The organism is Primorskyibacter aestuariivivens, assembly GCF_028023675.1.
Classification (GTDB): domain Bacteria; phylum Pseudomonadota; class Alphaproteobacteria; order Rhodobacterales; family Rhodobacteraceae; genus Marinovum; species Marinovum aestuariivivens.
The window spans coordinates 303,932-316,799 of record NZ_JAQIOZ010000004.1 but is presented as its reverse complement, the minus strand read 5'-3'; the positions used below and the strand labels follow the sequence as shown (position 1 = coordinate 316,799).

The 12,868-nt window shown below is 62.0% G+C and carries 15 protein-coding genes; 6 read left to right on the top strand and 9 right to left on the bottom strand.

Annotation, left to right across the window (positions count from 1 at the left end; genetic code table 11):
• The 4 genes from PGB28_RS05450 to PGB28_RS05435 are packed head-to-tail and all read right to left on the bottom strand — an operon-like array spanning window position 1 to window position 3,483.
• On the bottom strand, window positions 1-837 hold the full coding sequence (locus tag PGB28_RS05450) for a metal ABC transporter permease (protein ID WP_271420477.1): 837 nt from the start codon (window positions 835-837) through the stop codon (window positions 1-3).
• Window positions 834-1,694, bottom strand: coding sequence for a metal ABC transporter permease (locus PGB28_RS05445; RefSeq protein ID WP_271420476.1), 861 nt, complete (start codon window positions 1,692-1,694; stop codon window positions 834-836). The genes PGB28_RS05450 and PGB28_RS05445 overlap by 4 nt, the downstream gene beginning before the upstream one ends.
• Complete coding sequence (locus PGB28_RS05440; RefSeq protein WP_271420475.1) at window positions 1,691-2,590, bottom strand: manganese/iron ABC transporter ATP-binding protein; 900 nt, start codon at window positions 2,588-2,590, stop codon at window positions 1,691-1,693. The genes PGB28_RS05445 and PGB28_RS05440 overlap by 4 nt, the downstream gene beginning before the upstream one ends.
• Window positions 2,591-2,631: 41 nt before the next feature.
• A complete protein-coding gene (locus PGB28_RS05435) occupies window positions 2,632-3,483 on the bottom strand; it encodes a metal ABC transporter substrate-binding protein (RefSeq protein ID WP_271420474.1) in 852 nt (283 codons plus the stop codon).
• Between the two features lie 208 nt (window positions 3,484-3,691).
• On the opposite strand from PGB28_RS05435, the gene PGB28_RS05430 reads away from it, so the two are divergent.
• Complete coding sequence (locus tag PGB28_RS05430) at window positions 3,692-5,101, top strand: pyridoxal phosphate-dependent decarboxylase family protein (protein ID WP_271420473.1); 1,410 nt, start codon at window positions 3,692-3,694, stop codon at window positions 5,099-5,101.
• A gap of 48 nt (window positions 5,102-5,149) precedes the next feature.
• On the opposite strand, the gene PGB28_RS05425 is transcribed toward PGB28_RS05430, so the two are convergent.
• From PGB28_RS05425 to PGB28_RS05410, 4 genes are read right to left on the bottom strand one after another with little or no spacing between them, the layout of a single operon-like run.
• The gene (locus PGB28_RS05425; RefSeq protein WP_271420472.1) at window positions 5,150-5,629 is read right to left on the bottom strand and encodes a DUF6505 family protein; all 480 of its coding nucleotides are present in this window, start codon (window positions 5,627-5,629) and stop codon (window positions 5,150-5,152) included.
• Window positions 5,626-6,336 (bottom strand): biotin/lipoate--protein ligase family protein, encoded by a 711-nt coding sequence (locus tag PGB28_RS05420; protein ID WP_271420471.1) that lies wholly within the window; start codon window positions 6,334-6,336, stop codon window positions 5,626-5,628. Before PGB28_RS05420 ends, PGB28_RS05425 begins: the two co-directional genes overlap by 4 nt.
• On the bottom strand, window positions 6,333-7,400 hold the full coding sequence (gene apbC, locus PGB28_RS05415; RefSeq protein WP_271420470.1) for an iron-sulfur cluster carrier protein ApbC: 1,068 nt from the start codon (window positions 7,398-7,400) through the stop codon (window positions 6,333-6,335). The genes PGB28_RS05420 and apbC overlap by 4 nt, the downstream gene beginning before the upstream one ends.
• 5 nt (window positions 7,401-7,405) lie before the next feature.
• Window positions 7,406-7,597 (bottom strand): DUF6494 family protein, encoded by a 192-nt coding sequence (locus PGB28_RS05410; protein WP_271420469.1) that lies wholly within the window; start codon window positions 7,595-7,597, stop codon window positions 7,406-7,408.
• Window positions 7,598-7,722: 125 nt separating this feature from the next.
• On the opposite strand from PGB28_RS05410, the gene PGB28_RS05405 reads away from it, so the two are divergent.
• A complete protein-coding gene (locus PGB28_RS05405) occupies window positions 7,723-8,427 on the top strand; it encodes a hypothetical protein (RefSeq protein ID WP_271420468.1) in 705 nt (234 codons plus the stop codon).
• 58 nt (window positions 8,428-8,485) lie between these two features.
• Here PGB28_RS05405 and PGB28_RS05400 read toward each other — a convergent pair whose 3' ends face one another.
• Complete coding sequence (locus PGB28_RS05400) at window positions 8,486-10,387, bottom strand: 4Fe-4S binding protein (protein WP_271420467.1); 1,902 nt, start codon at window positions 10,385-10,387, stop codon at window positions 8,486-8,488.
• 265 nt (window positions 10,388-10,652) lie between these two features.
• Between PGB28_RS05400 and PGB28_RS05395 the strand changes: the two genes are divergently transcribed.
• From PGB28_RS05395 to PGB28_RS05380, 4 genes are read left to right on the top strand one after another with little or no spacing between them, the layout of a single operon-like run.
• On the top strand, window positions 10,653-11,252 hold the full coding sequence (locus PGB28_RS05395; protein WP_333908221.1) for a DUF3305 domain-containing protein: 600 nt from the start codon (window positions 10,653-10,655) through the stop codon (window positions 11,250-11,252).
• Window positions 11,249-11,884 carry a DUF3306 domain-containing protein gene (locus PGB28_RS05390; RefSeq protein WP_271420465.1) on the top strand — a complete coding sequence of 212 codons (636 nt, stop codon included), beginning with the start codon at window positions 11,249-11,251 and terminating at the stop codon, window positions 11,882-11,884. The genes PGB28_RS05395 and PGB28_RS05390 overlap by 4 nt, the downstream gene beginning before the upstream one ends.
• Window positions 11,881-12,495, top strand: coding sequence for a TorD/DmsD family molecular chaperone (locus PGB28_RS05385; RefSeq protein ID WP_271420464.1), 615 nt, complete (start codon window positions 11,881-11,883; stop codon window positions 12,493-12,495). Before PGB28_RS05390 ends, PGB28_RS05385 begins: the two co-directional genes overlap by 4 nt.
• 55 nt (window positions 12,496-12,550) lie before the next feature.
• Window positions 12,551-12,742 carry a ubiquinol-cytochrome c reductase iron-sulfur subunit N-terminal domain-containing protein gene (locus PGB28_RS05380; protein WP_271420463.1) on the top strand — a complete coding sequence of 64 codons (192 nt, stop codon included), beginning with the start codon at window positions 12,551-12,553 and terminating at the stop codon, window positions 12,740-12,742.
• The last annotated feature ends 126 nt before the right edge of the window (window positions 12,743-12,868 follow it).

Here is a 12,868-nt window from a genome sequence, read left to right as displayed (position 1 = left end):
TCATCCCGGCTGGTTTTCCCGCCGCGCATTCTGCCATTGCCGCCAGAGGAATGCGGCGATGAAGGCGATGGTCAGCATCAGGATGATGGTCGGTGCCGGGGCACTGTCCAGCCAGAAACTCGCATAAACCCCGCTCGTCATGGCCAGAAGATTGACCAGCACAGCGGTGATCAACATGTGACGGAATTCCCGCGTAAGCAGGAAAGCAATCGCCCCGGGCGCGATCAGCAGTCCGATGGCAAGGATCAGGCCCACCGCGCTCAGCACCGCGACGATGGTCAGCGACAGCACCGCCAGCAGCCCGTAATGCAGCCATTTCACCGGAAGGCCCACCGCCTGTGCCTGCGCCGGATCAAAGGCGTGCATCAGCAGGTCTTTCCATTTTACCACCAGAAGCAGGGTCACCACGCTGCCGACAATGCCAGCGGTCCACAGGTCAGAAGGCCCGACCCCCAGCATATTGCCGAACAGGATGTGGTCGAGATGCACGTTGGTCTCGACCTTTACATACATCACCAGCCCAAGACCAAACATGCCCGAGAACACCACGCCCATCACCGTGTCCTGTTTCACCCGGCTGTTGGCATTCAGGTACCCGGTAGCCAGCGCACAGGTCATACCCGCCACAAATGCGCCAATGATCAGCGGCAGCCCGAGCATATAGGCCAGCACCACACCGGGAAGCACTGCATGGCTGACCGCGTCGCCCATCAGCGACCAGCCCTTGAGCACCAGAAAACAGCTCAGGATCGCGGTCGGCGCGGCCAGCAGCAACACGATCCAGAACGCGTTCTGCATGAAGGGGAACAGGAACGGCAGGAGGAGCTGGTCCATCATGCCGCGTCATCCCGAAGCGCTTCGGCCGCGCGGGCACGCGCCGCGCGCAGCCCGTGTTTCGGGGCAAAGACAAATGCCAACAGGAACAGCAGGGTTTGCAGGCAGATGATGATCCCGCCGGTGGCCCCATCCACGAAATAGGACACATAAGCCCCGACAAAGCTGGTCACGGCCCCAATCGCCACGCTCAGCGCCAGCAGCACCGGGAACCTGTCCGCCAGCAGATAGGCAGTCGCCCCCGGCGTCACCACCATGGCAATGACAAGAAATGCCCCCACAGTTTGCAAGGCGGCCACGCAGGACGCGCTGAGGAGCACGAAGAACAGAAAGCGCAGCCGCTCTGGCCGCAGACCGATGGAGCGCGCATGGGTTTCATCGAAAAACGCCACCATTAGGTCCTTCCACTTTACCAGCAGGATCGCCAGCGACACAAAGCCGATGATCGCCAGTTGCAGCGTGTCTTCGGGCGTGATGGCAAGGATATTGCCGAGGATAATGGTCTGCACATCCACCGGCACCGGCGAGATCGACACCATGAACAGGCCCAGCCCGAAAAAGCTGGTAAAGATTATGCCGATGATCGCATCTTCCTTGAGCCCCGTACGTTGGTTGAGAAACAGCATCGCCGCCGCCGCCAACCCACCGGACAGAAACGCGCCCAGCGCAAAAGGCAGGCCCAGCATATAGGCCCCGGCCACCCCCGGCACGATGGAGTGGGAAAGCGCGTCACCGATCAGCGACCAGCCCTTGAGCATCAGGTAAGCCGACAGGAAGGCACAGACCGCACCGACCAGCGCGCTGACCCACATGGCGTTGGTCATGTAGCCATAGGAAAAGGGCTCCAGCAGAACGCTCACTCCACCGGCTCCGCATCATCATCGCGCGCGGATTGCGTGCGGGTCTTGTCGTCATACATGACAAAGGGCCGTTCATCGTCGGTCAGGATCGTGACGGCGCGGGAGTCCTCGTCATCATGCAGATCGGCCCCGCCCAGCACGAAGTGGCGCAGCACGCCCCCAAAGGCCGCTTCGAGGTTTTCACGCGTGAAGACCTCTTCCGTAGGTCCGTAATTCAGCACCGTGCCTTTGACCAATACGGTCTGGTCACAGAATTCCGGCACCGAGCCAAGATTGTGGGTCGAGACCAGCATCACACGGCCCTCGTCCCGCAATTCGCCGAGCAGGGCGATGATCGCTTCTTCGGTCTGGACATCGACACCGGTAAAGGGCTCGTCCAGCAGGATCACCTGCCCCTCCTGCGCCAAAGCACGGGCAAGGAACACGCGCTTGCGTTGCCCACCGGACAATTCGCCGATCTGGCGCTTGCGGTATTTGGACATGCCGACGCGCTCCAGCGCCGCCTGAACCGCCGCCTTGTCTGCGGCGGAGGGAATTCGCAACAGACCCATGCGGCCATAGCGGCCCATCATCACCACATCTTCGACCAGCACCGGAAAGGACCAATCCACCTCTTCCGCCTGGGGCACATAGGCCACCAACCCTTCGCGCAGGGCCTGGGTCACAGACTTACCCAGAATGCCGATATCGCCGCGCGCGGCGGGCAAAAACCCCATGATCGCCTTGAACAGCGTAGATTTGCCCGCGCCATTCACGCCCACCAGCGCCGCGATGGAGCCATGCGGCACGGCGAAACTTGCATCGCGCAGCGCCGTGACGCCGTTGCGGTAAGTCACCACAAGGTCACGCACCCAAAGCCCGGCCTTGCCAAAATCATCCTTGCCGATACGGGCCATGGCCCCACCTTTCCCGGACGGATGCGCACCGCCCGTTTGTTTCATCGGCCCGTCAGCCCATTTGCCACCGTCTCGGTCGTCACGCGCAACAGGTCGAGATAGGTCGGCACCGGGCCATCCGCCTCCGACAGGCTGTCCACGTAAAGCTCTCCGCCATAGCGTATCCCGGTCTCGCGGGCGACCTGTTTGGCCGGATCGGTGTTCACCGTGCTTTCGCAAAACACCACCGGGATCTCGCGGTCGCGGATCGTGTCGATCATGCGCCGCACCTGTTGCGGCGTGCCGGTCTGATCCGCGTTCATCGGCCAGAGATAGACCTCTTGCAGCCCCAGATCCCGCGCCAGATAACTGAAAGCCCCTTCGCAGGTCGCCAGCCAGCGCTGCCCCTCCGGCACGGATGCGATCAATTCGCGCAAAGGCGCGATCTGTGCGGTGATCTCATCCTTGTAGCGCTCGGCGTTCGCGGCATAGAGCGCGGCGTTATCCGGATCGTGTTCCGACAGCGCATCGCGGATATTGTCCACGTAGATCAAGGCGTTTTCCACCCCCATCCATGCATGCGGATTGGGCTTGCCCTCATAGGACCCCTCGGCAATCGCAATCGGGTCAATCCCCTCACTGACAGTAACGGAAGGTTTGTCGCCAAGATTGCGCAGAAATTGTTCAAACCAGAGTTCAAGATTCATCCCGTTCCAGAGCACAAGATCGGCATCCAGCGCCCCGACAAGATCCTGTGGAGTCGGCTCATAGCCGTGAATCTCGGCCCCTGGCTTGGTCACCGACACCACCTCGGCGGCGTCGCCTGCCACGTTCTGCGCCATGTCGGCGATCACCGTAAAGGTGGTCACGACCTTGAACTCCTGCGCCATGGCCATTGGCGCCAGTATCGTCATGGCAGCTGCTGACAAAATGCGTCTGATCACGTTGCACCTCTTTTCCTGTCCTATCGCGAATATGCGAGTCAGTCGCAGGAAGTCAATGATATTGAGAACCATTCTCATTTTAAACTGCTGACTCTCAGCACCGAACAGCGACAGATCGGCCCCTTGCAGCGCGGCAAAGCGGGCGTATGCTGCGGGCGCACAATACCCCGGAGCCCCGATGACCCAGTCGCTAGACCCCAAGGATTGGACCGCCTTTCGCACCGCTGCACATGATCTGCTTGATCAATGCATCGACCAGCTTGCCAATGCGCGCAATCATCCGTGGCGACCGGTTCCAGAGGATGTCCGGGCCAATTTCGCGCTTGATGGCACCGCCAAGGGCGAAAGTGCCACGGCAAAGCGGCTGGCCTCCGAAATGCTGCCCTACGGCACCGGAAACACGCATCCCCGGTTCTTCGGCTGGGTTCATGGCACCGGGCTGGCCTCTGGCCTGATGTCCGAGATGGTAGCTGCCACGCTCAATTCCAACTGCGGCGGGCGTGATCACGGAATGATCTATGTCGAACGTGCCGTGATCGACTGGACGCGCAAGATCATGGGATTTCCCGAAACGGCGTCCGGCGTCCTTGTCACCGGCACGTCGCAAGCGACAGTGGTGTCCCTGGCCGCGGCGCGGTTGCGCGCGATTGGACCCGACGTGCGAACCCGGGGGCAACAGACGCGTTTGACCGCCTATGCGGGAGCCGGCGTGCACAACGCCACGCTCAAGGCCATCGAATTGCTTGGGATCGGCTCCGACAATCTTCGCCTGATCCCGCAAACTCCGTCCGGCCTTGATCTTGATGCGCTGCGCGCCCGCATTTCCGAAGATCGCGCGAACGGGGCCACGCCGTTCGTAATTATCGGCACGGCAGGGTCGGTGGATTTCGGTCTCTTCGACGACCTGAATGCGCTGGCCGATATCGCGCAGGACGAAGGCCTCTGGCTGCACGTGGATGGCGCTTTCGGGGCCTGGACACGGCTTGCGGATGCGCCGTGGCGCGCCCTGAGCGACGGGATCGACCGCGCCGACAGCATCGCCTGCGATTTTCACAAATGGATGTACGTTCCCTATGACTGCGGGTTGTGCCTGATCCGCGACGAAGCTGATCAGCGTGCTGCTTTCGCCGCCCGGCCCGCCTATCTCGCGCCCCAGGTCGACGGGCTTGCCGGGGGCGATCCGTGGTTCTGTGACTACGGCATTGACCTGTCCCGCGGCAATCGCGCGCTCAAGGTCTGGACGGCCATTGAAAGCTATGGCGCCGAGGGGCTGGGTGCCGCGATCAGCGACAATTGCCGTGCCGCGCGGCACATGGGGCAGCTTGTCTCGGACACCGCGCACATGGCGCTCATGTCGCCGGTGGTCTCCAATCTTTGCGTCTTTACCGCCGACACGCGCCTGTCGCCCGAGGCGCAATCCGACGTGAACAGCCGGATCGCGCGCGAATTACAGGTCGAAGGGGTGGCTGTGTTTTCCACGACGTCGGCCAATGGCATCACCTGCCTGCGCGCTGCGATCACAAATCACCGTACCCGTTTCGAAGATGTGGACGTGGCCTTTCAGGCGGTTGTGCAGAAACGGGGGTAAACCGAAATCTTGGAAAGATTTCGGTCCGATTTCTTTCCAAGAAATCGGTTAGTTACCGGTATCTCCATGGATCGCGAACTGCTCGAGCCCGGCGTCTTGTGCCTCGATCACGCGAAAGGTCTCGCGCACGCCCGCATCGGTCAGTTCTCGGGCCACGGTCAACAGGGTGTTGGGCGCATGATCCTCGCACAGCTCGGCCATGTGATCGACCTCGTCCCGCGCAACCGGCATGGCGGCATCCACAGAAGGCGCGCCGTAATAGGCCACGAAATGCTCGGCCAGGGCGGTGACCAAAACATTGTATTCGGCTTCTTCCACCTGCGTGACGGCAACGAAAGTCACCCGGCCAAAGGTTTCCAACCCCAGCCAGCCATTGGAAAAGGCCTGACGCGCCTTGCCGTCCAGATCGGCCTCGCCCCAGTTTGAAAACTCAAACCCACCAGAGACACACCATTCTCCGGTGCGGGCTGGTGAATGAAACACCCGCGTGTCGCTTTCGTCGAAATGGATGGCGCGTGCCAGTTTCATGCAACCGTCTCCAGAAGTCGGGTCAATGGGACGAGTTCCGTCCCGCTTTCATTGCGCAACAACATTCCGAAATCCTCATCCACGCCCAGAAACGTGCCTCGTTTTCCCAAAAGGTCAACATCCTCGCCAAGGTTCCATGCGAGGCCCCGCCATTCATCATGCAGGGCCTTGTTCCCATCATCCGTCCAGCGATTGATCCAGACCAGCGCGTGCCGTGACCACGCCTCCAGCAGATGCACCGGGGACACTTCGGTGCAGCCTTCCTCGTACAGCGCGGTGGCATCCGGCGTCGTGCCGGGGTCTTGTGCGGCGAGTGTCAGCGGCAGTTCAAGCCCCACGATCAGCCAATCCGGCACCGCTTCGGGATCATCGGTCGACGCATCGACGCGAAGCCGCCCACAGGACGCTCCGTTCACGCGCAGCTTGCCGTCCCATTCAAGATGCACGGCCACTTCCGGCGGGGCCAGCGCGCCCAGCGCGTTCTGAAACCCAACACCACAAACCGGCAGCATCGCCATGGCCGCGCGCAATGGCACTTCGGGCGCAAACACGATGGCGGCCGTCAGCGCATTGGCCGCGTTGTTATAGACGATCAGCCCGGCATCACAGCCCAGCGCCGCCTCGGAGCGCGCCTTATCCATCGGATCAAGCGCGCCCTGAACGGCCATTCCGCTGAAAAGCGGCGGAAAGACCGGTTCCTCGCTCATGCCACGCCGTCCGCCACCAGTTGCCGCGCCACCTTGCGGAAGGCTTCGGCCTGCGGGCTTTGCGGCTTGGACACCACAATCGGCGCGCCGCCATCGGCGGCAGTGCGGATATCAAGATGCAGCGGAATCTCCGCCAGAAGTGGCACGCCGATCTTTTCCGCCTCTGCCTTTACGCCACCATGACCGAACACATGCTCTTCGTGCCCGCAATTGGAACAGATATGGGTGGACATGTTCTCGATCATGCCAAGGATCGGCACCTTGAGCTGGTTGAACATGTCGATCCCCTTGCGCGCATCCAAGAGCGCCACGTCCTGCGGCGTCGAGACCACGATGGCACCCGTCACCTCGGCCTTTTGAGCAAGGGTCATCTGAACGTCACCGGTGCCGGGCGGCAGGTCCACAAGCAGCACATCCAAAGCGCCCCATTGCACCTGCATCAGCATCTGCTGCAGCGCGCCCATAAGCATCGGACCGCGCCAGACCACAGCCTGATCCTCGTTGGTCATCAGGCCCAGCGACATCATCGTCACGCCGTGGTTGCGCATCGGCAGGATGGTTTTGCCATCAGGGCTGGCCGGACGGCCCGAGACGCCCAGCATGCGGGGTTGAGACGGACCGTAGACATCCGCGTCCAGCAGCCCCACCTTGCGGCCTTCGGCGGCCAGCGCACAGGCAAGGTTGGCCGACACGGTGGATTTACCCACGCCGCCCTTGCCCGAGGCAATTGCGATGAGGTGCTGAACACCCGGTATCTTGGCCGGGCCATCGGGTTGCGCCTTGCGTCCGGGTTTGAGATCCGGCGGCGGTTTCGGCGTGGAATGCGCCGTCATCGCGACCGAGACCTGACCGATCCCCGGCAGCGCCTTGACCGCCGCTTCGGCGGCGGCCCGCACAGGCTCCATCTGCTCGGCCCGTTCCGGGGCGATCTCAAGCACGAAACGGACGTTTGAATCGTCCACCGTCAGGGCCCGGACCAATCCCGCAGAGTTGATATCGGACCCGCTGATCGGGTCTTTCACGGCTTTCAGCGCGGCCAGTACCGCGTCTCTGTCAATGCTCACGTCTGTTATTCCTGTCCCTTGATCTGACCTGTCACCACATGCTCCAGATCGAGCCCGTCGATGGTGAGAACGATGCGCGCCTCGTAGCTTTTTCCAGCGGTGTCCGCCCCGCGCATCGCCTCTTCGATGGCCTGCTGTGACGTCACGCCGACCTGTTTGAGAAACTTCCGCATCGACATGTTGAAATCGTCGCTCATGGCGATCTTTCCCCTTTGCATTCTTGCGCGGCATTGACCGATGACCGATCCGCCGCATACCCTGTCATGTAATCCCAGCCACGCCAAGAGCCAGCCGGATGCGATTGATCATTCTTTCCTTTTGCTTGCTTGCCGCCCTTCCCGCTGTCGCACAGGACAAGCGTTTCACGTTGAATGCGGCACCGGAATTGGTGGCGTCGGGCCTGACCCAGCATCTGATCCCGCGCTTTTCCTTCAAAACCCAGGTGCGTATCACCCTGACCGACGGCGATGCCGATCTGACCCTGTCCGGCACCGGCAAAGGCCGCGCCGTGTTTTCCGGGATGGGCAAGACCTGGCGCATGAGCAACCCGCAGAGCGAACATGCCAAACGCTTTGCCGATTGGCTGACCAGCGAAGTGGGCCGCAACACCATCGCCAGCTTTGCCCCCGAAGGCACCAAGCTGTTCTCGCCAGACGTGGAAACCGCCGTGATCGAGGAGACCATCGCTTATGACGGCGACGCCGCCGAGGGAGCCCGGCTGTCGGAACTGCATTGCGCGCGCTGCCACGTGGTCCATCCCGAAAGGCGGTTGAAATCCATCGGGTCCACCCCGTCTTTCATGCTGATGCGCACCTTTGATGACTGGGACAGCCGGTTTGCCGCGTTCTTTGCACTCAAACCCCACCCCGCTTTTACGCAGGTCGAGGGCATCACCGAACCGTTCCCGGTACACCGGCCTCCGCCGATTGTGCCGCTGGAAATGACGCTCGACGATATCGACGCGATCCTGGCCTATGTCCAGTTGCTTGAACCCGCCGACCTTGGCGCGCCGCTGCAGATTGACTGAGCGGCAGCTGGGTCTGGCGTGAACCGGTCGGATTTGCTTCAGCAGGATCATGACGGGTTCAATGATCCTTGCGCTTTGACAGGTAATCCGCCGTGGTGCGCACCCGTGGGCGTTCGCCCCCGGCGAAGGGGCTGTTTTCCGAATGGAACTGCGCCTGCACGCGACAATTGTCACACATCTGGATCATGCGGGCCTGATCCGAGCTGGCAAAAGCCGGGTGCTTACCCGCGAGCTTTTCCATGATGTTGTCGATGGCAGATTTCACGCCGAAAAGCGCACCGCATTCGATACAGGCGGCGGGTTCTTCTTCGTTGAGCACCTGCTGTTGCAGGGCGCTGTCGTCCAGATTCATGCGCAGTTCATAGGTGATCGCGTCTTCGGGACAGATGTTGGCACAGAGCCCGCATTGCAGACAGGCATCTTCCTGAAAGCGCAGTTGCGGCATGTCCTCATTGTCGACCAGCGCACCGGAGGGGCACAGCGACACACAGGACAGGCACAGCGTACAGGCATCCGTGTCCACCAGAACCGCACCATAGGGCGCGCCCTCGGGCAATGGCAATGCACCGCCCTCGGGGGCCAGCGCCTTGGCCGCCATGCGGGTGATCTGGCGGCGCGATCCCATTGGCAGGATCGGCTCGGCAATGGCGGGCGATACAGCCTGACCATACAGCGCGTCAGAGAGCTGATCGGGGTCATTCAGGTCCAGTATCCGCAGCTTGCCCTCCCCGCACATGGCAGATGCGAGCGTTTGCTCACGTTCGATCACATCCCTGTCCGCCCTGGGGGCCAAAAGCAGATCCACCGCGACAAAGCCCAAGGCGAGCGCCGCCATCATTTCGGCATGGCCAAATCCGGACAATGCCGACACCTCCAGCGGGATCACATCGGCGGGTAGGCCCCGGCCAAACCGCGCGGCCAGCCGGATCATCTCGGCCCCATGGGACGCGTCATACACCAGAAGCCGGGGTGCCGTGCCGCCCGCATCCCGGTAAGTCCGGGCCAGAGTTTCCATCCGGCGAAACACTTCGTCTACGGAGGGCGCGTCATAGCTGATCGCGCCGGAGGGGCAGAGCGCGGAACAGGCGCCACAGCCCGCACAAATCATCGGATCAATGGCCACATGGTCACCGGCGCTGGTGATCGCCCCGGTCGGACAGACATTCAGGCACCGCGAACAGGCCGGTTGCTCAGCGCGCGAATGGGCGCAGAGGCTTTCCTCGAACGCGACGTAAAGCGGCTTTTCAAACGTGCCGACCATCTGCACCGCCGACAAAAGCGCCGCCTGCACCGCAGGCTGGCTGCCCGGATCGGGGCGCAGGTATCCTTCGCGCTTTTCATACGCCGGAAAGAGCGGCGTAGCACCGGTCAGATCAAGCAGAATATCACACTCGCTTTGCGCCCCGTCGCGCGGCGCGCTCATCCTTGGTGCACCGCGCCCACCCGGCTCGACCTGTTGCAGGGCATCAATGCGCAGCTGGAAGCCGCCAAAAGCGCCAGACGCCTTTTTGAGATCACCGATGATCACGTCGAACCGGGAATCCGGCACATCGGGCAACGCCCCGGCGGTCACGAGCACGGTGACCGAGAGCGTGTCGCACAGCGCCTCTGCCGCCGGAAGCGCGATATCCGCAGCCCCCATGATCAGGCACATCCCTTCCGAGATCACATCCACCGATTTGATCGGCGCGGCCGGCATCAGCGCCTCGGCCATCAGCGCCGCTTGCTTTGCGCCGACATCGGCGTCATCCGACCAACCTGCACGATCACGAATATCGACACAGGCCGGGGCTTCTACCCCCAGCTCGGCGGCCAGTTCTTCGAAACGCCCCGCCTCCTGACCGCAGGCGATGACGACATTGCCGCCCGCGATGGCGTCGGCTGCCTTGCCAATCTCGCGCGTGCACAAGGCGGTTGCGACCGGGGAACATGACGCACCACAGGTGGATCCGATCCGCATCCCATCAACCTTTTGGCTGCCCTCGCAGTCGCAAAGAAGAATTTTGATGTCTTTCAATGCCATGCCGTCTGCTCCCCCCCGTGCCAACCGCGCCATCCAAACATCTGAGCCTCATGCCGGAAACTACGACCAAAGTCGCAGTGCCCGATGATTAGAGTCAGGTGGAATTCCCTTGCCCGGCCATTAACTCCCTACTTATGCTTGGTATACCATCATGTCATATAGTTCGAATGAGCAAGCTGGACGAAAGGTGCATCTGCAATAAATGTTACCTGAATGTGTGACGACACATCAGTCTGGGAGGATACTGATAGACGACGCACGACATATCGCTTTGCCTCTTGGCGTAATCGTAAGACGTACGCCCGGCGTGACGCGTTGGGCTAAGTATGCCTGGCGCGCTGTGGCCGTGTTGCCCGGCGCTGCACAGGCGGATTGGCAATTGCTGCGAGAAGAGGGCGACGCCGCCGAATTTCATGCAGCAACGGTCCCGCTGGACCTGCACGCCGCCGATGCCGAGGCCTATCTGCACGGCCTGCATAGCGAAACCCCGTCGATCTATGTGATTCTCCGCGAAACCACGGATGAGCGCCCTCTGGAAGTTGTGCTTGCGACGGCCTCTCCCTACGAGGGTCAGGACTATGCCGATAATGGCGACGACATCGTGGAAAAAGTGCCCATGCCCCCGCAACTGCGCGAATTGGTCGAGGCCTTTGCCGATGACCACTACGTGCACGAAGATTTCATCAAGCGGAAACGCGACAAGAAACGCATCGACCTCAAAGAGGACGGCAAGGGCGATCCGCGCATTCACCAACTGTCGGATGTGTACCGAGCACCCGGCTCTCGGGAGAAGCTGAATTGAGTCGTCCCGGCGATTTCTGGTCCCGCCGCAAGGAGAAGGTACAGGCCGAGGAAGCCGCCGAGGCCAAGGCCCGCGAAGCCGCGCAACTGGCCGAGGAACAGGCGGCGCTCGAAGAGAAAAGCGATGAGGAACTGCTGGCCGAGTTCGACCTGCCCGATCCCGATACGCTGGAATTGGGCGATGACATCAAGGGCTTCATGAACAAGGCGATCCCCGATCGGCTGCGCCGCCGCGCATTGCGCCGTCTTTGGCGGCTGAACCCGGTACTGGCCAATGTCGATGGTCTTGTCGACTACGGTGGGGATTTCACCGACAGCGCGACTGTCGTGGAAAACATGCAAACCGCTTATCAGGTGGGCAAGGGCATGTTGAAACATGTCGAGGAACTGGCCCGCAAAGCGGAAGAAGCCGCAAATCCCCCCGCCCCCGAACCGGAAGACGCAGAGCCGGAGCAGGCCGAAACCGCCGCGCCCGAACCGACAGCCGAGGAAGATCCGGCCCCCGCGCTGCAAGAACAGGCACCTGCCGAAACGGCCCAAACCCAATACGATTTTGAAGAGGAAGAGGCCGCGCCGCGCAGGCGCCGGATGCGCTTTCACTTCGATGACACATCAGGAGAGCATGCTGCATGACCGCTGCCGCCCAGGATATAGCAATCCCCCAAGAAGACCGGATGCGCGCCGACCTTTACAATTATCTCGGCCTCATGCTTGCGCGGCCTGCTGATGACATGACGCTGACCATGTCGGCCGGTCTGTCAGGCGACGACGAAACCGAGCTTGGCCGCGCCATCGCGGCGCTGGCGCGTGTGGCCAAGGCGGTCAAACCGAAAGCAGTGGAAAGCGAGTTCAACGCGCTCTTCATCGGGTTGGGACGGGGTGAATTGCTGCCCTATGCCTCCTATTACCTGACCGGGTTCCTCAATGAAAAACCGCTGGCGCAGCTGCGCGCCGACATGGCCGCGCGCGGCATCACGCGGGCACCCAATGTCTATGAGCCCGAGGACAACATCGCCTCGCTCATGGAGATGATGGGCGGCATGATCGTCGGCCGGTTTGGCGGATCACCCACGGCGCTTGAGGCGCAAAAGACCTTTTTCAACCGCCACATCGCCCCCTGGGCGGGACATTTCTTTTCGGATTTGGAAGCTGCCAAGTCTTCGGTTCTCTATGCCTCTGTCGGCGCTGTCGGCAAGGCGTTCATGGAGATCGAGCGCGAAGGCTTCCGGATGAGCGCCGACTGATCGGCGCATTCACCGGCGGGGCAACCCGCCACAAGCAAGGGAGGGACTTGATCCCATGACCAAGGAAAAAGAGACCGGCGCAAGCCGTCGCGATTTCCTGAAGCTGGCCGGCACCGCCGCGCCCGCCGCCGTGGCTGCTGCCGCGCTGACGGGTACTGCCGCCGAGGCCAGTGAAGTCGATCTGACATCCGAAACGATGCAGGACACGGCGCATACCCGCGCCTATTTCGACAGCGCCCGCTTCTAAAGCGCGCCCCCGCTTCGCCCGGACCAAACAGGGTCTGGACGCGGCAATTGACCGGCACTGGCAACTGGTTGCGTGACGCCCGACCGCCAATGCTCAAGAACAGTCCAAGCGCGCGACGCCCCGGAG